The sequence below is a fragment of the Streptomyces sp. TG1A-8 genome (assembly GCF_030499535.1).
GTDB lineage: Bacteria > Actinomycetota > Actinomycetes > Streptomycetales > Streptomycetaceae > Streptomyces.
This window is the reverse complement of the sequence record NZ_JASTLB010000001.1, coordinates 866,595-889,019: the sequence shown is the minus strand read 5'-3', so window position 1 is coordinate 889,019 and position 22,425 is coordinate 866,595. Positions and strand designations below refer to the sequence as shown.

Annotated in this window: 3 protein-coding genes; all 3 read left to right on the top strand. The window is 76.4% G+C overall.

From position 1 onward, the window contains the following. Positions 1-781: 781 nt before the first annotated feature. The 3 genes from QQY24_RS03450 (at position 782) to QQY24_RS03440 (ending at position 22,419) form a co-directional block, all read left to right on the top strand. Positions 782-1,993: a cytochrome P450 gene (locus QQY24_RS03450; RefSeq protein WP_301971179.1), complete on the top strand. Its 1,212-nt coding sequence runs from the start codon at positions 782-784 to the stop codon at positions 1,991-1,993. A 101-nt stretch (positions 1,994-2,094) separates the two neighbouring features. Continuing rightward, on the top strand, positions 2,095-3,447 hold the full coding sequence (locus QQY24_RS03445) for a serine hydrolase (protein ID WP_301971178.1): 1,353 nt from the start codon (positions 2,095-2,097) through the stop codon (positions 3,445-3,447). Between the two features lie 249 nt (positions 3,448-3,696). Next, positions 3,697-22,419: a non-ribosomal peptide synthetase gene (locus tag QQY24_RS03440; protein WP_301971177.1), complete on the top strand. Its 18,723-nt coding sequence runs from the start codon at positions 3,697-3,699 to the stop codon at positions 22,417-22,419. Positions 22,420-22,425: the final 6 nt, after the last annotated feature.

The window sequence follows — 22,425 nt, the reverse complement described above, 5'->3', positions numbered from 1 at the left end:
ACATTCCTCCAGATCAGGGGTGGTGCCGGCCGTCGCGGCGGACTCCGGGGCGGTGGGGCGGGCCGGCCGGTCGGTGTGGCGGAGGGGGGGCGACAGGCGTCTTTTTCGAGAATCACGGGTTTGCCGGCGAATCGCCGGAGCGGGCGCCGAGGCGGGATCCGACCCGGGCGACGTGGGTGCACCGCCCGTGTCGAAGTGGCGAAGCGGTGACGCAAAAGCACCGCCAAATCACGCTCCGTTCGATTTCATGGGGTTGCCTTCGGGTGACAGGCCGTGAAGACTGTGGCCGAGTTCCATGGAAACGAAGGCGATTCTGGGTGCGTATCGTGCCAATCGTGAGGCAGTACCGGTCGGTACTGAGTATTCTCTCGCCTCGTTTCACACGGTCGGGTCGGTGGCCCGCCGTCGCTCAGGAGCCGGGAGGGTCCCGCGCGGTCGTCGCGCGGGAAGGCGACATCAAGGGGGATGCGCGATGAGTTGGTCCGACGGGCCGCAGAGCCCAGTGGCACGGGGCAGTGACGGCCGTGGCGCCGGCACGCCCCTCCCCGGGCGTGTCGAGACGCTCCGGACCGCTCCGGCGGCAGGCTGACGGCATCCGGCCGCAGCGCCGCGCACGACGAAGCCACGCGGGTCACACGTTCCGCGCTCCCCGACGTTCCGTCGACGGTGCCGCAGGCGTGCCCGTGACCCACGCCCTGTGCGGCCTGCCCCGCCCGCAGTCGCCCCGCGGCACCCACGCCCGCACGATCCCTGCGTTTCCCGCGCGCCGTACCGAGGAGAAATGGTGATAGGCAACGAACTGACGGGTGACTCGCTCCTGCCGGAGGAGTTACCCGGCCGCTGGCGGAGCCCGTGCGCGTCCGGTCCGGTGCGCTACCACGAGAGCCGGGGCTCCTGGCAGGTCCTGGACCGCGAGACGGTCGCCGCCGTGCTCGCCGACCCGGCGACGTACTCCTCGGACCTCTCCGCCCTGGCCCCCACCCAGTCCGACTTCGAGACCTTCCGCCAGGGCAACTTCGTCGGCATGGACCCGCCCGAGCACCGCAAGCTCCGCACGCTGGTGAGCCAGGCGTTCACCCCGCGGGTCGTGCAGGGCCTCGGCCCCCGCATCGAGGCCGTGTGCGCGGACCTGCTGGACGCCGTGGCCGACCGGGACCGGTTCGACCTGGTCGACGCGCTGGCCTATCCGCTGCCCATCATCGTCATCGCCGAACTGCTCGGCATCCCGGCCGAGGAGCACCGGCTCTTCCAGGAGTGGGCCGCCGTCCTCTTCAGCGGCGACCAGCTCGGCGACGCGCCCGACACGGCCGACCTGGCACGGGCGCTGGAGGCCGTCGCCCCCACGGTGCGCGAGATGAACGGCTACGTGCTGGAACACATCCGCGCCCGCCGCGCCCGCCCCGGCGACGACCTCACCAGCCGGCTCATCGCCGCCGAGGTGGACGGCGTCCGCCTCACCGACCAGGAGACGGTCGGGTTCGTGGCACTCCTGCTGGTCGCCGGGCACATCACCACGACCGCCCTGCTCGGCAACGCCGTCGTCACCTTCGACCGGCGTCCCGGCACCGGCGCCGCGCTGCGCGCCGACCCCGGCCTGCTGCCCCCGGCCGTCGAGGAGGTGCTGCGCTGGCTGCCCCCCTTCCCCGAACTGGGGCGCCGCGTCACCCGGCCGGTCGTCCTGGGCGGCCACGAACTCCCGGCGGACAGCCTGGTCATGGCGCACATCGGCGCCGCCAACCGGGACCCGGCCGCCTTCGACGCGCCCGACGTCTTCGACGTGACCCGTCAGCCCAATCCCCACCTGACGTTCGGTCACGGCATCCACTTCTGCTTCGGCGCGCCGCTGGCCCGGCTGGAGGCGCGGATCGCCCTGCGCATGCTGCACGAACGGTTCCCCGTGCTGGCGGTCCCCTCCTACGAGGACGTCGTCTTCCAGAATCCGGCCGTCATCGTCGGCGTCCGCCACCTGCCCGTCGAGGTCAGCCGGGCGTAAGCCCCGGCGCCTTTCGCCCCGGCCGGCCCCCGCACCCGCTCGCTCACGGGCCGGACCGTTCCACCCGCACATGAGACCCACGCAACGGGAGTCCCCTTCTCATGCCGTACACCGTCCCCGCCGCCCCGCCCACCCCCTGGGCGCCGTCCCCGTTACGCCAGGAGTTGCAGGACCGCCTCGACACCCTGGCCCGCGTCCACCGGGTGCCCGGCGCCCAACTGGCCCTGGACACCGGCACCGACGTCGTCAGCCTGCACACCGGCACGGCCGACACCGCCACCGGCGCGGCCTTCACCGCGGCCACGGCCGTACCCCTGGGATCGCTCACCAAGCCCTACACGGCCGCCCTCGTGCTGCTCCTCGCCGACGACGGCGACCTCGACCTGGACGAGCCGGCCGCCGACCACCTCCCCGAGCTGCGCGCGACGCCCAAGGTGACCATCCGCCAGCTCCTCAGCCACACCGGCGGGCTGCCCACCGGGCCCGACTCCGACACGGCCGCCGCGCTGACCGGCGCCCGCTACCTCGCCACCGTGTGCACCGCCGACGACGCGCTCTTCCCGCCCGGCACCGACTTCTCGTATTCCAACGCCGGTTACGTGGCCGCCGGACGGCTGGTGGAGGCGGTGACCGGCATGCCGTGGCACGAGGCGGTCCGCGCGCTCCTCCTCGAACCGCTCGGCACGGTCCCCGCGTTCCTCGGCGACCGCACCCACGGCCGCCCGGTCGCCGCCGGACACGCGCTCAACACCGCCACCGGCCGGGCCCGCCCGGCCCGCCAGAACCTGGCCCCGGTGGAGGCACCGGCCGGCGCGCTGCTCGCGAGCGCCCTGGACCTGACCGCGCTGGGCGCCGCGCTGATCGGCCGCTCGGACGTCCTGCCGCCCGCCACCGCCAAGGAGATGCGCCGCCCCGAGCCCGCGGCCCGGCCCGGCGCGCTGGCCGACGGCTGGGGGGCGGGAGCGGCGCTGTACCGGCAGGACGACCGCGTGTGGTGCGGCCACGACGGCAACGCCCAGGGCACCTCCTGCCACCTGCGGGCCGACCCGGTGAGCGGCGTGGTGGTCGCCTTCACCGGCAACGCCGGCGGTGCCACCGCGCTCTGGCGCGACTTCGCCGAGGACCTGACCCGGATCGCCGGCGTGCGCGTGCCCGCCGCCGTCACGCCCGCCGAGCGGGGCCGTCCCGTCGTGCTGCCCGACTGCGTGGGCACCTACCGCAACGGCGCCCTGACCTACCACGTCGCCTCCCGGCCGGACGGCTCGGTGACCCTGTCCGTGGACGGTGACCTGCCCCTCCCGTTGGTGTGCCACGCCGACCTGTCGTGCGACCTGGTCGACCCGGTCACCGGGCGGCCCGAGCCCGGCGGCAGGTTCCACCGCGACCCCGTCACCGGCGGCATCGACCGCGTACAGATATCCGGGCGCACGGCCCGCCGTACCGGCGACGGCTGAGCCACGCGGGCGACGCGCCGGTTCCGGCGCCACCGCCGACCGCCCACGGCCGCCCCGGCGCACCGTCCGGTGACGCTGTTCCCCCGCAGTGCGGTCACCGGACCGGCCCCGGCGGGGCGGTCCTCCCGCAGCACCGCCCCGCAGCACCGCCCCCGCATGCCCGATGTGCCCCGCCCGTGCCGACCCGCCGCACCGCTCCGGTGGGTCCGGGCTGCCGACGCACCGTCCCGCTTCCGAAGGACTTGACCCATGACGGACCTGCACGACAAGCCCGCACCGGCGTCCCCCCTGCCCCAGGCCGACCAGGCCGCCGGGCCCGCCGGGAGCGCCGCGGCGCAGGCTCCCCCGACGCTCGGCGAGCTGTTCACCGCCTGGGTGGCCCGCACCCCGGACGCACCGGCGCTCACCGACGGCCGGCGGACGTGGAGCTACCGGGAACTGGCGGCCCGCGCCGACCGGCTGGGCGGCCACCTCTCGGCACGGGGCGCCGGACCGGACCGGGTGGTCGCGCTGGTGCTGCCGCGCTCCATGGAACTGATCGCGGCCGAGCTGGCCGTGGCCCGGGCGGGCGCCGCCTTCCTGCCGGTGGACCCCGCCTACCCCGCCGAGCGGCGGGCACTGATGCTCGCCGACGCCGCGCCCGCCGTGATCCTCGACGACCCGCGGCAGGTCCGTGACCTCATGGACGGCGCGTATGTGGACGCGGCGCACATGGGTGGCACGCACGTGGATCCCCGGCACACGGGCACCAGGCACATGGGTGCGAAACCCATGGATGCCGGGCACATTGATACCGCGGGCAGCGTGGCACCCACACCCACACCCACACCCACACCCGCGTACCCGGCCGGAGCCGAGACCGGTGCCGACCACGCGGCTTACGTGATCTACACGTCCGGCTCCACCGGCACCCCCAAGGGCGTGACGGTCACCCACCGCGGCATCGTGGGCTTCACCACGGCCGCCGCCGCCCAGTACGCCGTCGGCCCGGGCGACCGCGTGCTGCAGTTCTCCTCGCCCAGCTTCGACGCCTCCGTGCTGGAGCTGTTCATCTCCGTCCTGTCGGGCGCCACCCTCGTCGTACCGCCGGACGGCCCCTGGCTGGGCGACGAACTCGCCGCCGTCCTGGACGGCCACCGGATCACCCACGCCCTGATCCCGCCGGCCGCCCTGGCCACCCTCCCCGACCCGGCCGGGGGCACGGCACGCCACCTGCGCACGCTGGTCGTGGGCGCCGAGGCCTGCCCGGCCGCGCTCGTCGACCGCTGGGCACCCGGCCGCCGCATGATCAACTCCTACGGCCCGACCGAAGCCACCATCGTCGCGACCTGGACCGGGCCGCTCACCGCCGGCCGCGGCGCGCCCACCATCGGCAGTGCCCTGCCGCACACCCGGGTGCACGTGCTCGACGCCGCGATGCGGCCCGTACCGCCCGGCACCGACGGCGAGCTGTTCATCGGCGGCGACGCGCTGGCCCGGGGCTACCTGGGCCGCCCCGGTCTGACCGCCGCCCGCTTCGTCGCCGACCCCTTCGGACCGCCCGGTGCCCGGCTGTACCGCACCGGCGACCGGGCGCGCTGGACGGCCGACGGGGACGTGGAGTTCCTCGGCCGGCTCGACCGGCAGGTCAAGGTCCGCGGCTTCCGGATCGAACCGGGCGAGATCGAGGCGGCGCTGCGCCGGAACCCCGGCGTCGCCGAGGCCGTGGTCGTGGTCCGCGAGGACGAGCCGGGCAGACAGCGCCTCGTCGGCTACGTCACGCCCGTCGAGCCCGCGCGCGCCCCCGACCCGGCGGCCCTGCGCACGGCCGTGGCCGCCGTCCTGCCGGCCCACATGGTGCCCTCCGCCGTCGTCGTCCTGGACCGGATGCCGCTCACCGCCCAGCACAAGATCGACCGGCGCGCCCTGCCCGTCCCCGACCACGTGCCCGCCGCGGGCCACGTGCCCCCGCGCACCGAGCAGGAGCGGTCCCTGGCGGCGATCTGGGCGGACGTCCTGGGCGTCGGCGCGGTCGGCGCGGGCGACGACTTCTTCGACCTGGGCGGCGACTCGATCCTCGCCGCCCGCACCCTGGCCCGGATCCGGGAGGACCTGGGCGTCCGGCTGACGGTGCGGGACGTCTTCACCGCCCGCACCGTCGCCGCCCTGGCCGCCCTGCTCGGCGAGCCGTCCGCCGCCGCCCCGCCGGAACCGATACCGCCCGCGCCCCGCGGGGGCACCGTGCCGCTGTCCAGCGCCCAGCGCAGGCTGTGGTTCCTCGACGACCTCACCGCCGGCGGCACCGAGTACAACACCGGCGTGTCGCTGCGGCTGCGCGGCCCCCTGGACCCCGGCGCCCTGCGCCGGTCCCTGCACCGGCTCGCCGCCCGCCACGACGCGCTGCGCACCACGTTCACCACGGCCGACGGGCAGGGCGCGCAGCGCGTCGCCCCGGAGCCGTCCCTGCCGCTGCGGACCGCCGACCTCGGCGACACCCCCGCGCGGCACCGCGCCGAGGCCGCCGAGCGGCTGCTCACCGAAGAACTGAGCCGCCCCTACGACCTGACGGCGGGCCCGCTGACCCGGGCGCTGCTCGTCCGCCTCGCCGCCGACGAGCACCTGCTGCTCCTGGCCCAGCACCACATCGTCACCGACGGCTGGTCGGTGGGCCTGCTCACCCGCGAGCTGGCCGCCCTCTACCACGCGGAGGTCACCGGCGAGCCGGACGGCCTGCCCGCCCCCGCCGTCCAGTACCCGGACTTCGCCGCGTGGGAGCGGCGGCAGCGGACCGACGGCGAGGACGCCGCGGACCTCGCCTACTGGAGACGGCACCTGTCGGGCATCCAGCACCTGGACCTGCCCACCGACCGGCCCCGGCCCGCGGTCCGCACCACGGCCGGGGCGGCGCACCGGCACCACCTGCCCGCGGACCTGGTCGCCCGGCTGCGGCACCTGGCGGCGGGGCGCGGCACGACGGTCTTCACGCTGTTCGCGGGTGCCTCCGCGCTGCTGTTCGCCCGCTACTGCGGACAGCGGGACGTCGCCTTCGGCACCGTCACCAACGGGCGGGGCCGGCGGGACCTGGAGGACGTGGCGGGTTTCTTCGCCAACACCGTGGTCCTGCGCGGCGACGTGGACGAGCGGGCGACCGTCGACGCCTTCGTCGAGAGCATGCGCACGACGGTGCTGGACGCCTTCGCCCACGACCGGGTGCCGTTCGACCGGGTGGTCGAGGAACTCGCCCCGCCCCGCGATCCCAGCCGCACCCCGCTGGTGCAGGCGCTCGTCGTCCAGCAGACCGCCGGCACCGCCCCGCCGCACGCCGGCGGCCTGCGCTTCGAGGACCACCCGCTGCCCCGTCCCGCCGCCCGCTTCGACCTGGTGCTGGAGTTCGCCCCCGACGCGGAGGGCGGCTGTGCGCTGACGGTCGAGTACAACACCGACCTGTTCGGGGCCCCGACCGCGGCCCGCCTCTCCCGCCACCTGCACCGCCTGCTGGAGGGCATGGCCGACGGCCCGAACCGGACGCTGGCGGAGCTGCCCATGCTCGCGCCGCAGGAGCAGCGCACGCTGGTGGACGCCTGGAATCCGCCCGCGCGCCGCTCCCGGGACACCGAGGACGTCACCCTGCCCGAGCTGTTCCAGGCGCAGGCGGCCCGCACCCCCGACCGCACCGCCGTCCTCTGCGGCCCCGACCGGCTGGACTACGCCGAGGTCAACCGGCGCGCCAACCGCCTGGCCCGGCAGTTGGTCGCACGCGGCGCGGGACCGGAGACCCTGGTCGCGCTGTGCCTGCCGCGCACCGCCGACCTGCTGCCCGTGCTGTGGGCGGTGCTGAAGTCGGGCGCGGGCTACCTGCCCGTCGACCCCGCCTACCCGGCCGAGCGCATCGGGTTCATGCTCGCCGACGCCGCGCCCGCCCTCGTCGTCGCCACCCGTGCGACCGCCCGCGCCCTGCCCGAGGGCCGTGCCGCGCTCCTCCTGGAGGACTGCGCGGACCTGTCGGCGGCCGACGGCGACCTCACCGACGCCGACCGCCTGCGGCCGCTCACGCCGGACCACCCCGCCTACGTCATCTACACCTCCGGCTCGACCGGCCGTCCCAAGGGCGTCGTGGTCACCCACCGCGGCGTCACCGCACTGGCCGGCTGGGCCCGGGAACGGTTCGGCCCCGACCGGCTGGCGCACGTCATCGCCTCCACCTCCCTGAACTTCGACGTCTCGGTCTTCGAGCTGCTGTGCCCCCTGACGGCCGGCGGCAGCGTGGAGGTGGTCGCCGACCTGCCCGCCCTCGCCGACGCGCCGGGGCCGCGGCGGGCCGGACTCGTCAGCGGAGTGCCGTCCGTGTTCTCCCGCATGGTCGCGGGCGGCACGTCCCCCGTCGCGGCGGACGCCGTCGTCCTGGCCGGCGAGGCCCTGCCCCTGCAGACGGTGCAGGACCTGCGCGCCGCCATGCCCGCGTGCGAGATCGCCAACGTCTACGGCCCCACCGAGGCCACCGTGTACGCCACCGCCTGGTTCGCCGGTGACCGGCTGCCCGACCAGGCGCCGCCCATCGGCAGGCCGGTGGCGCTGACCCGGGCCTACGTCCTGGACCGCTCCCTGCGCCCGCAGCCCCCCGGCGTCACGGGCGAGCTCTACCTCGGCGGCGGCGGCCTGGCCCGCGGCTACCTGCGCCGCCCGGGGCTGACCGCCGCCCGGTTCGTCGCCGACCCGTTCGGTGCGCCGGGGGAGCGGATGTACCGCACCGGCGACCTGGTGCGCTGGAGCACCGGCGGCGAACTGCAGTACGTCGGCCGGGTCGACCAGCAGGTCAAGGTCCGCGGCTTCCGCATCGAACTGGGCGAGGTCGAGGAGGCGCTGCGCGGCTGCCCGGGCGTGGCGGAGGCGGCGGCCGCCGCCACCGGGGGCGACGGCCACCGCCGGCTGGTCGGCTACGTCGTCCCCGTCCCCGGGGAACGCGCGGAACCGGAGTCCGTCCGCCGGACCCTCGGCCGCACGCTGCCCGACTACATGGTCCCCTCGACCGTCGTCGTGCTGGACGCCCTGCCGCTCAACCCCAACGGCAAGCTCGACCGCGGCCGGCTCCCCGACCCCGGCCCGGCCGTGCGCGCCGTCCGCCACGTCGCGCCCCGGACGGCCACCGAACGGGTCCTCGCCGCGATCATGGCGGAGGTGCTGCACCTGGAACGGGTCGGCGTCGACGACAACTTCTTCGAACTCGGCGGCGACTCGATCGTCAGCATCCAGGTGGTGGCCCGCGCCCGGCAGGAGGGCCTGCAGGTCACCTCTCGGGACGTCTACCAGCACCAGACGGTCGCCGCCCTGGCCCGCTGCGCCGACGCGGCCGGAGCCCCCCGCGAGGCCGCCCCCGCCGTGGAGGCGGCCACCGGCACGGCCCCCCTGACGCCCATCCAGCACTGGCTGTTCGACACCGCCGCCGGGCGGGCCGGCCACTACGCCCAGGCGCTGTCCACCGAGGTGCCCGGCGACCTGGACGCCGGCGCCCTGGAGGAGGCGCTGAACGACCTGGTCGCGCACCACGACGCCCTGCGCTCCCGCTTCGTCCCCGGCGACGGCGGCGCGGTCGCCTGGCACATAGCCGACCGGGTCCCGCGGACGGCCCTGGCCCGCCACACCGGCCCGGACACCGACACCCCGCACTTCGGGCCCTTCGACCTCGCCGGGGGTCCGCTGCTGCGGGCCGTGCTGCACGACCGCGGCCCCGGCCGGCCCCGGGTGCTGCACCTCGCCGTGCACCACCTGGTGATCGACGGCGTGTCCTGGCGGCTGCTGCTGGAGGACCTCGACCGCGCCTACCGGGCCCGCCGCGACGGCGGCGACGGCGCGGCGGCGCTGCCCGCCAAGTCCTCGCCGCTGCGGCACTGGGCGCGCCGGCTGAGCGCGTACGCCGCCGACGGCGGTTTCGACGACGAGCGGGCGTACTGGGAGCAGGCCGTCCCGGACGCCGTCCCGGCCCTGCCCGCCGACCTCAGCGGCGGCAACACCTACGCCTCGGCCCGCGCGGTGACCGTACGGCTGAGCCCCGAGGACACCTCGGTGCTGCTGCGCACCCTGCCCGACACCTACCGCACCCAGGTCAACGACGTGCTGCTCAGCGCCCTGGGCCGGGTGCTGTGCGCCTGGAGCGGCCAGGACCGGGTGGTGGTCGACGTCGAGGGGCACGGCCGTGAGGAACTGTTCCCCGAACTGGACCTCAGCCGCACCGTCGGCTGGTTCACCACCCGGCACCCCGTCGCCCTCGCCGTCCCGGAGGAGGCCGGCTGGGACACCGTGCTCAAGCAGGTCAAGGAGCAGTTGCGCGCCGTGCCCCGGCACGGCCTCGGCCACGACGTGCTGCGCCGCCTGACCGGGCCGGACAGCGCGCCGCGCACCCCGGCCGCCCAGGTCAGCTTCAACTACCTGGGGCGCATCGCGCTGCCGGACGATCCGCGGGGCCTGTACCGGAACACCGTACGGCCGCTGGAGCTGGACGCCGACCCGCGGGCCGAGCGCCCGCACGCGCTGGAGGTCGTCGGCCGGCTCGACGGCGACGCGCTGGAGTTCACCTGGTTCCACTCGGACGGGCTGCACCGCAACGACACCGTCGCCGGTCTCGCCGCGCGGTTCGCCGACGCGCTGGCCGACCTCGCCCGCCACGCCGCCCGGCCGGGCGCCGCCGGGCGCACCCCCTCCGACTTCCCGCTGGCCCGCCTCGACCAGGCGGCCGTGGACCGGATCACGGGGCAGGACCCGGCGGCGGTCGAGGACCTGCTGCCGCTGACCCCGACCCAGGCCGGCATGCTCTTCCACGGACTCTCCCAGGACGACCGCGGCGTCTACTTCCAGCAGCTGACCTTCGTCCTGGACGGCGTGCCCGATCCCGGTGCCCTCGCCGCCGCCTGGCAGCGGGTGACCGACCGCACCCAGGTCCTGCGCGGCCGGGTCGTCTGGCAGGACGTGCCCGAGCCGCTGCTGGTGGTGCAGCGCCGCGCGAGTGTGCCGGTCACCCACCTGGACTGGCGCGAGCTGACCGGGGACGAACGTCGCGCGCGGCTCGCGGAGCTGCTGGAACGGGACCGCGCCGAGGGCGTCGACCTGTCCGCGGCACCGCTGCAGCGCCTGGTGCTCGCCCGCGTCTCCGACACCGCCGTGCAGGTGGTGTGGTCCTTCCACCACCTGGTCCTGGACGGCTGGAGCCTGTTCCAGGTGCTGACCGACGTCTTCGCCTGCCACGCCGGGGCCGCCCCGGACGCCCTGCCGGACCGCCGCCCCTACCGGGACTACGTGGCCTGGCTGCGCGCACGCGGCCAGGAGGAGGCCGAGGGGCACTGGCGGCACCGGCTGGCCGGCGTGGGCGAGGCCACGCCGCTGCCGTACGACCGCGAACCGCGCGAGACCCACCGCGCCGAGTCCACGGAGGCGGTCCGGGTCACCGTGCCGGCGGCCGCCACCCGGGCGCTGGAGGACCTGGCGCGCACCTCCGGGCTGACCCTGAACACCCTGGTGCAGGGCGCCTGGGCACTGCTGCTGGCCCGGCAGTCGGGACGGGAGGAGGTCGTGTACGGCACCACCGTGTCCGGACGGCCGCCCGAGCTGCCCGGCTCCGAGGCCATGACCGGCCTGTTCATCGCCACGCTGCCCACCCGGGTCACCGTCCCGGCCGACGGCACCCTGCTCGACTGGCTGCGCCGGCTGCAGCACGACCAGAGCGAGGACCGGCGCTTCGACCACGTGCCGCTCACCCGGATCAGGACGTTCACCGAACTGCCGGAGCGGAGCGGGCTGTTCGACAGCATCGTCGTCTTCGAGAACTACCCGGTGGACGACGGGCTCGCCGCCGCGCACGGACTGCGCCTGAGCGACCTGGACGGCATCGAGACCACCAACTACCCGCTGAGCCTGGTCGCCTACCCGGGCGACGAACTGGTCCTGCGGCTGGGCTACGACCCGGAGCTGTTCGACGCCGCCACCGTGCGGCGGACGGCCGAGTACCTCGCCGTCCTGCTGGAGGGCATGACCACCGGGGCCGAACGGCCCCCGGCCCGGCTGCCGCTGCTGACGGCGGCCCGGCGCGAGCAGGTGCTGCGCGACTGGAACGACACGGCCACCGAACCGTCCGGGAGCACGGTCGCGGACCTCTTCGCCGCGCAGGCGCGGCGCACGCCCGGCGCCGTCGCGCTGGAGGCCGGCGAGGAGCGGGTCACCTACCGCGAACTCGACGCCCGCGCCGCGGCGCTGGCGGACCGCCTGACCGCGCTCGGGGTGCGGGCGGAACGCCCGGTGGGCGTGCTGATGGACCGTTCCGCCGAACTGGTCGTCGCGCAGCTGGCGCTCGTGCGCACCGGCGGCGTGTACGTGCCGCTGGACGGCCGGGCGCCGCGCGAACGGCTGCGCCGCATGCTGGCCGAGGCCGGGACCGGCCTGCTGCTCACCGACGCCGCCTGGCGGGAGACGGCCCGCGAACTGCTCCCCGCCGAGGCCGTCCTGCAGGCCGGCGCCCCGGCCGGGGACGAAACGCGCGCCGGCGCCCCGGCCACGGACGGGACCCGCTTCGCGGTGCACCCGGACAACGTGCAGTACCTGATGTTCACCTCCGGCTCCACCGGCACCCCCAAGGGCGTCGCGGTGCGGCAGCGGGACGTCGCCGCGCTCGCCCTGGACCGCGCGTTCGCCGGCCACGACCGCGTCCTCGTGCACTCCCCGCACGCCTTCGACGCCTCCACCTACGAGGTGTGGGTGCCGCTGCTGCGCGGCGGCACGGCCGTCCTGGCCCCGCCGGCCGACCTGGACGCCGCCCTGGTCCGCCGCGCGATCACCGAACAGGGGGTGCGCTGCCTGTGGCTGACCGCGGGCCTGTTCCGCCTGCTGGCCCAGGAGGACCCCACCTGTCTGCGCGGCGCCCGCGAGGTGTGGACGGGCGGCGAGGCCGTGCCGGGCGCGGTCGTGCGCCGGGTCCTGGACGCCTGCCCCGGCCTGAGCGTCGTCGACGGCTACGGCCCGACGGAGACCACCACCTTCGCCACCCGGCGCGTCTTCCGCGCCGGCGACCCGCTGCCCGCCGTGCTGCCCATCGGGCGCCCGCTGGACAACACGCGCGTGTACGTCCTGGACGGCGCCCTCCAGCCCCAGCCGCCGGGCGTCCCCGGCGAGCTGTACGTAGCCGGCGCCGGACTGGCCCGCGGGTACGCGGGGCGTCCCGGCGCGACCGCCGCCCGCTACGTCGCCGACCCCTTCGGGCCGCCCGGGGAGCGGATGTACCGCACCGGTGACGTCGTGCGCTGGAGCGACGACGGCGAACTGCACTTCGTCGGCCGCGCGGACGACCAGATCAAGATCCGCGGCTTCCGCATCGAGCCCGCCGAGATCGAGGCCCGGCTCACCGCCCACCCCGCCGTCGCCGAGGCGGTCGTGTCCCTGTACCAGGACGCCGGACGCAAGCGGCTGGCCGCCCACCTGGTGCCGGCCGACGGCGCGGCGGTGCCCTCCGGCACCGAGCTGCGCGCCCACCTGGCGACCGGCCTGCCCGACTACATGCTGCCCGCCGCGTTCGTCACGGTGGCGGAGCTCCCGCTGACGGCCAACGGCAAGGTCGACCGGCGCCGGCTGCCCGTCCCCGACTGGTCGGGCGGCGGCGACAGCGCCTACCGCGCCCCGCGCACCGAGACCGAGCGCGTCCTCACCGGGATCTGGGCCGACCTGCTCGGCGTGGAACGGGTCGGCGTCGACGACAACTTCTTCATGCTGGGCGGGGACTCGATCCTCAGCATCCAGGTGGTCTCCCGCGCCCGCGCGGCGGGCCTCGCCCTCACCCCCCGCGACCTGTTCCGCCGTCCCACGGTGGCCGAACTGGCCGCCGCCGGGGGCAGCACCGCGGCCGTCGCCGGGACCGGGCCGGTCAGCGGGGCGGCCGGGCTCACCCCGATCCAGCACTGGTTCCTCGACCCCCGGCCCCCGCACGCCGCGTTCTTCAACCAGTCCGTCCTCGTCGAGACGCCCGGCGCCGTCGACCAGGACGCCCTGCGCCGTGCCCTCACCGCCCTGTGGACGCACCACGACGCCCTGCGCTCCCGGTTCGTCCTCGACGAGGACGGCACCTGGCGGCAGCACGTCGAAGCCGGTGACGCGCCCGCACCGGACCTGCTCGGCGTCTGCGACCTCACCGGCTTGGACCCGGCGGCGGCCGAGGAGACCGAGGCCCGCGTCACGGCCGCGGCCCACGCCGGCTTCCGCCTGGACAGCGGCCCCCTGCTCACCGCCCGCCTGTTCACCGCCGACGGCACCCGGCCCGCCCGGCTGCTGCTGGCCGTGCACCACCTCGTGGTCGACGGCGTCTCCTGGCGGATCCTGCTGGAGGACCTGGAGACCGCCTACGGGCAGGCCGCGGCCGGACAGCCCGTCCGGCTGCCCGCCCGCACCACCTCCGTCCAGGAGTGGGCCCGCCGGCTGCGCACCCACACCGACGACGGCGGCTTCACCGGCCACCGCGCCCACTGGGAGCAGGCCGCCCGGCACTGCGCCGCCCCGCTGCCGGTGGACGCCGGGCAGGACGGGCAGGGCGCCGGCACCACGGCCGACGTGCGCGCGGTGACCGTCCGGCTGGACCCGGAGCGCACCGACGACCTGCTGCGCAAGGTCCCCGGCGTCTACCGCACCCGCGTCGACGACGTCCTGCTCACCGCGCTCGGCCGGGTGCTCGCCGACTGGACCGGGCGCGACACCGTCGCCGTCGGCCTGGAGGGACACGGCCGCGAGGACCAGCTGTTCGAGGACATCGACCTGTCCCGCACGGTCGGCTGGTTCACCTCGCTCTTCCCGGTCGCCCTCCAGGTGCCGACGGGGGACTGGGGCACCGCGCTGAAGGCGGTGAAGGAGCAGCTGCGGGCCGTTCCCGACCGGGGCCTCGGCTACGGCGCCCTGCGCCACCTCGCCCGCGACGAACGGCTCGTGGACACCCCGGCACCCGGCATCAGCTTCAACTACCTGGGCCGCTTCGACTGGTCCGCCGGCGGCGGCGCCCTCATCGGCTCGGTGCCCGGCGGACTCGGCGGTGCCGAGGCACCCGGCACCGAGCGGGCGCACCTGCTGGACGTGGTGGCCCGCGTCCACGACGACCGGCTGGAGATCACCTGGCACTACGGCGGCGGACGGCACCGCGAGGAGACCGTCACCGCGCTCGCCGACGGCATGCTGCGCGCGCTGGAGGGCATCGTCGCCCACTGCGCGGCGCCGGACGCGGGCGGCCGCACCCCCTCCGACTTCCCGCTGGCCCGCCTCGACCAGGCGGCCGTGGACCGGATCGCCGGGGACGGGCGCGCCGTCGCGGACATCCACCCGCTGACGCCGATGCAGGCGGGCATGCTCTTCCACAGCCTGCTGGACCCCGACGGCCGCACCTACGTCAACCAGGTGCAGCTGGTGCTGTCCGGCGTCACCGACCCGCACGCCCTCGCCGAGGCCTGGCAGCGCACCGCGGACGCCAACCCGGTACTGCGCACCCGGCTGGTGTGGCAGGAGACCGCCGAACCCCTCCAGGTCGTCCAGCGCCGGGCGCCCGTGCCCGTCACCCACCACGACTGGTCCGGACGCCCCGCCGACTGGTGCGGGCACGCGCTCGACCGGCTGCTGGCCGAGGACCGCGCGGCGGGCATCGACCTGGGGACGGCACCGCTGATGCGCCTGACCCTGATCCGGCTGTCACCGCAGCGCGTGCGCCTGGTGTGGACCTTCCACCACGTCCTGCTCGACGGCTGGAGCGCCGCCCAGGTCTTCGACGAGGTGTGCGAGCGGTACGCCGCCCTGACCGCGGGCCGCCGCCCCCGGGTACCGGAGCGCAGGCCCTTCGGCGACTACCTGCGCTGGCTGGCCGCACAGGACACCGGCGGCGCCGAGCGGTACTGGCGCCAGACCCTGGCCGGGTTCGCCGCCCCCACCGAACTGCCCCGGGACCGGCGGCCCGTCGAGGCCCACCGCAGCTCCTCGTCCGGGTCGGTGCACGTGACGCTCGACAGCGGGCTGTCGGCCCGCCTGCGGCGAACCGCCCAGCAGGCCGGACTGACCGTCAACACCGTCCTGCAGGGCGCCTGGGCGCTGTTGCTGTCCCGCTACGGCGGCGGTGACGACGTGGTGTTCGGCACCACCGTCTCCGGCCGGCCCGCCGAACTGCCGGGCGTCACCTCGATGGTCGGCCTGTTCATCAACACCCTGCCCACCCGGGCCCGCGTGGACGGACAACGCCCGCTGCTGGAGTGGCTGGGCGAGCTGCAGGCCGCCCAGTCCGAGGCCCGGCGCCACGACTTCGTCTCGCTGGCCCAGTTGCAGACGTGGAGCGAGGTGCCCGGCGGGACCAACCTGTTCGACTCCATCGTGGTCTTCGAGAACTACCCCTTCGACGAGGGGTCGCTCGCGCGCCACGGCCTGGCCATGGAACAGGAACGGGACCTGGAACCGACCAACTACCCGCTCAGCGTGGTCGTCGCGCCCGGCGACACCCTGGCCGTCAGCCTCGACTACGACCCGGCCGCCTTCGACACCGCGACGGTGGAAGGACTCGGGCGGAGCCTGCACACCCTGCTCGCCGCGATGGCCGCCGACCCCGGCCGCCGCCTGGCCGACCTGCCGCTCATGGACCCCGCCCGGGGCCGGGACCTCCTCGAACGGTTCGGCGGGGCGAGCGTGCGCGCACCGCGCGGCACCCTGCCCGGGGCGTTCGCGCGGCAGGCCGCCCGCACCCCCGGCGCCCCGGCGGTCCGCTCCGGCGACCAGTGCCTCACCTACCGCGAACTGGACGAGCGCTCCAACCGGCTCGCCCGCCTGCTCATCGCCGCGGGCGCCGGCCCCGAGCGCTTCGTCGCCCTCGCCCTGCCCCGCACCGCCGACCTCGTCGTGGCCCTGCTGGCCGTGCTCAAGAGCGGCGCCGCCTACCTGCCGGTGGACCCGCGGTACCCGGCCGAGCGCATCGCGTTCCTCTTCGAGGACGTACGGCCCGACGCCGTCATCACCCACACGGAGACCGCCGGCCGCCTGCCCGGGGGCCCCTTCACCCGGATCCTGCTGGACGAGCCCGGCCTGCCCGCCGCCTCGGCCGCCCCGGTCGGCGACGACGAGCGGCACGGCCCCCTGCTCCCCGGCCACCCGGCCTACGTCATCCACACCTCCGGCTCGACCGGCCGGCCCAAGGGGGTCGTGGTCGCCCACGCCTCGGTGCTGGCCCTGACCGACTGGGCCGCCGCCGAGTTCTCCGGCCGGGGACTGGCGCACGTGGTGGCCTCCACCTCGCTCAACTTCGACGTGTCCGTCTTCGAGATCTTCTCCCCCCTGCTGTCCGGCGGCTGCGTGGAGGTGGTCCGCGACCTGCTGGCCCTGGCCGAGCGCCCCGGCCCCTGGCGCGCCGGGCTGCTCAGCGCGGTGCCCTCCGCGCTGGGCAGGCTGCTCGCCGAGGACGCCGTGCAAGTCCTCGCGGACACCGTGGTGCTGGCCGGCGAGGGCCTGCCCGCCCGGACGGTCCGCCAGGTGCGCGCCGCGATCCCCGGCTGCCAGGTGCGGAACATCTACGGCCCCACCGAGGCCACCGTCTACGCCACCGCCCACACCTGCGACCCCGCCGACCCCGACCCCGACCGCGACCCGCCCATCGGCCGGCCGGTCGGCGGCGCCCGCGCCTACGTCCTGGACGACCGGATGCGTCCGGTGCCCGTCGGCGCGCCCGGTGAGCTGTTCCTCGCCGGCACCGGCGTGGCCCGTGGCTACCTGGGCCGGCCCGGCCTGACCGCCGCCCGCTTCCTGCCCGACCCCTACGGCCCGTCCGGCAGCCGCATGTACCGCACCGGAGACCTGGTGCGCTGGAGTGCCGAGGGCGATCTCGTCTACCTCGGCCGCGGCGACGACCAGGTGAAGGTGCGCGGCTTCCGTATCGAACTCGGCGAGGTCGAGGCCGCGCTGGCCCGCCACCCGGCGGTGGCGGGGGCGGCGGCCCGCGTCGTCGAGCACGACGGCCACCGCCGGCTGGTCGGCTACGCGGTGCCCCGCGGGGCGGGCCTGCCGGACCCGGCCGACCTGCGCGCCTTCCTCGCCCGCAGCCTCCCCGACCACCTGGTCCCCGCCCTCGTCGTACCGCTGGAGCAACTGCCGCTCGGCGCCACCGGCAAGCTGGACCGCAAGGCGTTGCCCGCACCCGTGTGGGCGGCCCCGGCACCCGGCGGCAGCCGCCCGCCCCGCACCGGGGCCGAGCAGACCCTCGCGGCGATCTGGTCCGAGGTCCTGGGCGTGCCCGAGGTCGGCGCGGACGACAACTACTTCACGCTCGGCGGCGACTCCGTCCTGGGCATCCAGATCGTCTCCGCCGCCCGCCGGGCCGGCCTCGCCCTGACCCCGCGCCACCTGTTCACCCACCAGACCCTCGCCGAACTCGCGGCCGCCGCGGCCGACGTGCCCGCCCGGGCCGCGGTCGCCGAACAGGGCCCGGTGGTCGGCGACGCCCCGCTCACCCCCGTACAGCACTGGCTGCTCGACACCCTCACCGGCGATCCGGCCCACTTCAGCCAGGCCGTCGCCTTCGAGGTGGCGGCGGACACCGACGAGACGCTGCTGCGGGCCGCCCTGGCCGTCGTCCTGGAGCACCACGACGCGCTGCGCCTGCGCTTCGAGCCGGCCGGGGACGGCCGGTGGCGGCAGTACGGCACCGTGCCCGGTGACGCCCCCCACCTGGAGGTCCACCGCACCGCCCCGTCGCCGCAGGTGGCCGGCGCGCTCGCCGCGGGCTTCGATCTGGCCGCCGGACCGCTGCTGCGGGCCGCGCTGTGCCGGCCGGACGACGGCGCGCGGCCGGTGCTGCTGCTGGCCGCGCACCACCTGGTCGTGGACGCCGTCTCCTGGCGGCTGCTGCTGGAGGACCTGGACACCGCCTACCGCGCCCTGCGGGACGGCGAACGGCCCGCCCTGGGCGCCAAGAGCACCTCCTTCCGGGCCTGGGCCCAGCGGCTCGCCGCCCACACCGCGGCCGGCGGCTTCGACGGCGAACTCGCCCACTGGCAGGGCCTGGACGCCGACCCCTCCCTGCCGGCCGACCACACCGGCGGCGCCAACACCGTCGCCACCGAGGAGAGCGTCACCGCGGGCCTCGACGCCGAGGAGACCCGCCGGCTCCTCCAGGACGTCCCCGAGGCGTACCGCACCCGCGTCAACGACGTGCTGCTGTGCGCGCTGGGCCGGGTCCTCGCCCGCTGGACGGGCCGCGACCGGGTGGCGGTCACCCTGGAGGGGCACGGCCGCGAGGAACTGTTCGACGACGTCGACCTCGCCCGCACCGTCGGCTGGTTCACGACCATGTACCCGGTCGCCCTGGACGTGCCACGGGACGCCGACACCGGCACCGCGCTGAAGACCGTCAAGGAGAACCTGCGGGCCGTCCCGCGCGGCGGTCTGGGCTACGGCGCGCTGCGCCACCTGCGCCCCACGGCCGGCCCCGGCCTGCCGGAGCTGCCCCGGATCTGCTTCAACTACCTGGGCCAGCAGGACGCCCACGCCGGCCCGGGCGGCCTGCTGCACGCGCCGCACGGCGGCCTCACCGGCGGCATCGACCCCGCCGCGCACCGGCCGTACCTGCTCGACGTCCTGGGCCGGGTGAGCGGCGGGCGGCTGGAGTTCACCTGGTCGTACTCCCGCGAGGTGCACCGGCGCGGGACCGTCGCCCGGCTGGCGGCCGAACTGGCCGGCGAACTGCGCGCGATCGTCCGGCACTGCGCCGAACCCGGTGCCGGCGGCCGTACCCCGTCCGACTTCCCGCTGGCCCCCCTGGACCAGGCGGCCGTCGACCGGCTCGTCGACGCCGCGCCCCGGGCCGCGGACGTCGTGGACGTCTACCCGCTCACGCCCACCCAGACCGGCATGGTCGTGCACGGCCTGGACGACGCCGAGAACGGCCTGTACGTCGAGCAGATCACCTTCGTCGTGGACGGCGCCCGCGATCCCCGGCTGCTGGCCGCCGCCTGGCAGCACGTCGTCGACCGCACCCCCGTCCTGCGCACCCGCGTCGCCCTGCGCGGCGTCCCCGTGCCGCTCCAGGTCGTCCACCGGGACGTCACCCTGCCGGTCACCGAACACGACTGGAGCACCCTGCCGGAGCAGGAGCGCGCGGCGGAACTGGAACGGCTGCTCGCCACCGAACGGGTCCGCGGCATCGCCCTGGACCGGGCGCCGCTGCTGCGCCTGGCCCTGATCCGGCTCGGCCCGCACGCCGTGCGAGTGGTGTGGACCTTCCACCACGTCCTGCTGGACGGGTGGAGCGTCTTCCACGTCCTGTCCGACGTGCTGGCCGCCCACGCCGCGCTCGCCCGGGACGAGCGGCCGCGGCTGCCCGAACGCCGGCCGTTCGCGGACTACGCCGCCTGGCTCGCCGCCCGCGACACCGGCCGGGCCGAGGAGTACTGGCGCGGCGTCCTGGCGGACCTGACCACCCCGACCCCGCTGCCCTACGACCGCAGGCCCGGACCGGACGCCACGGCCCGCTCCGGCACCTGGCTCTCCCAGCGGCTCGATGCCGAGGGCACGCACCGCCTGCGGGAGTTCGCCCGCCGGCACCGCCTCACCCTCAACACCCTGGTGCAGGGTGCCTGGGCGCTGCTGCTGTCCCGGTGGAGCGGGGAGCGGGAGGTGTGCTTCGGCACCACCGTCTCCGGGCGGCCCGCCGACCTGCCCGGCGCCGACACCATCACCGGCCTGTTCATCACCACCCTGCCCGCCCGGATCCCCGTCGACGGCGGCGCCGGCTGCGCCGCCTGGCTGCGCGCGGTGCAGGACGCACGGGCCGAGGACCGCCGCTTCGACCACGTCCCCCTGAACGCGCTGCACGGGCTCACCGAACTGCCCGCCGGGACACCGCTGTTCGACTCCCTGGTGGTCTTCGAGAACTACCCGGTCGGTGACGCCACGGCCGGTGCGCACGGCCTCACCCTGCGGGAACTGGACGCCCGGGAGGCCACCAACTACCCCCTCACCGTGGTCGTCTCGCCCGGCGACCGGCTCGCGGTGGAACTCGGCTACGACCCCCGCCACTTCGACGCGGCCACCGCCCGCTCCCTGGCCGGGCAGCTCCTGCACACCCTGCAGGCCCTGGCCGCGTCCGACGGCACCGCCCGCCTGGACGACGTCGACGTCCTGCCGCCCGCGGACCGGGCCCGGCTGCTGCGCGGACCGGTCCGCCCGGACCACCCCCCGGTGGCACCGGCCACCCTGCCCGCCCTCGTCGAGTCCGCCGTCGACCGGTGGCCGGCCGCGCCCGCGCTCGCCGCGCCCGGCCGGGTGCTGACGTACGCGCAGGCCGAGACCAGGGCCAACCGCCTCGCGCACCGGCTCATCGCCCGGGGCGCGGGCCCCGGCGACGTCGTCGCGCTGCTCCTGCCGCGCTCGGCGGACATGGTGCTGGCGCAGCTGGCGGTGGCGAAGACGGGCGCCGCGTTCCTGCCCGTCGACCCCGCCTACCCGGAGGAGCGGATCGCGCTGATGCTGCGCGACGCGGCCCCCGCCCTCGCCCTGGACGCCAAGGAGGTCGCCGGCCTGCTCGCCGCCCCGCCGGACGACGTGCCCGGACACCGGCCCACCGACGCCGACCGGACCCGGCCGCTCGACCTGGACGACCCGGCCTACGTCATCTACACCTCCGGCTCCACCGGCACCCCCAAGGGCGTCGTCGTCACCCACCGCGGGCTGGCCGCCTTCAGCGCCGCCGAGGCCGCCCACTACCAGGTGGCCGAGGGGGACCGGGTGCTGGCGTTCGCCACGCCCAGCTTCGACGCCTCCGTGCTCGAACTGTGCATGTCCCTGCCGCACGGCGCCCGCCTGGTGGTGCCCGCACCCGGCCCGCTGCTCGGTGCCGAACTGGCCGGCGTGCTGCGCGAGGAGCGCATCACTCACACCCTGCTGCCGCCGGCCGCGCTCGCCACCCTGCCGCCCGGCACCCCCGGAACCCTGCCGGACCTGAAGACCCTGATCGTCGGCGCCGACGCGTGCGGCGCCGACCTGGTCGCCCGCTGGGCCCCGCACCACCGCATGGTGAACTCCTACGGGCCCACCGAGGCCACCGTGGTCGCCGCCTGGTCCGCGCCGCTGCGACCGGACGGCGCCGCGCCGCCCATCGGCCGCCCACTGCCCGCCACCGGCGCCTACGTCCTGGACGCCCGGCTGCGGCCGGTCCCCGACGGGGTCCCCGGCGACCTGTGGCTGAGCGGCCCCGCCCTGGCGCGCGGCTACCTGGGCCGCCCCGGCCTGACCGCGGCGCGGTTCACGGCCGACCCGTTCGGGCCGCCCGGCACCCGCATGTACCGCACCGGCGACCTGGTGCGCCGCGACGCCCACGGCGAGCTGCACTACCTGGGGCGCACCGACCACCAGCTCAAGCTGCGCGGCCACCGCATCGAGGCGGGCGAGGTCGAGGCGGCCCTGGTGCGCCACCCGGCCGTGCTGGACGCCGTGGTGACCGTGCGGGAGGACGAGCCGGGCCTGCCGCGCCTGGTCGCCCACCTGCTCACGGCCCCCGGTGCGCAGCCGCCGTCCGGAGCCGAGCTGCGGGCGCTGGCCGCCCGCGTACTGCCGGGCCACATGGTGCCCTCGGCGTTCGTGGCGCTCGACCGCTTCCCGCTCACCGAGAACGGCAAGACCGACCGGGCGGCGCTGCCCGCTCCGGCCCCGGCCGAGGAGCGGGGACGAAGCGGGTACACCGCACCGCGCACCCCGACCGAGGAGGCGCTGGCGGCCCTGTGGGAGGAGACCCTCCAGACGGCCGTGGGCGCCGAGGACGACTACTTCCTGCTGGGCGGCGACTCGCTGCGCGCCCTGCTCATCGCCTCACGCGCCAACGACGCGTTCGGCGTCACCCTGACCCCCCGCGACGTCCTCGTCTCCCGCACCGTGGCCGCCCTGGCGGAGCTGGTGGAGGAGCAGGTGCTGAGCGAACTCGAAGACGCCGCGTACGGCGGCCACGACCACGACGAACGGTGAGGACCC

What these genes read in the sequence shown, in the direction of transcription:
- QQY24_RS03450 (WP_301971179.1), top strand. Translation starts at nt 782, where the DNA reads ATGGTGATAGGCAACGAACTGACGGGTGACTCGCTCCTGCCGGAGGAG.
- QQY24_RS03445 (WP_301971178.1), top strand. Translation starts at nt 2,095, where the DNA reads ATGCCGTACACCGTCCCCGCCGCCCCGCCCACCCCCTGGGCGCCGTCC.
- QQY24_RS03440 (WP_301971177.1), top strand. Translation starts at nt 3,697, where the DNA reads ATGACGGACCTGCACGACAAGCCCGCACCGGCGTCCCCCCTGCCCCAG.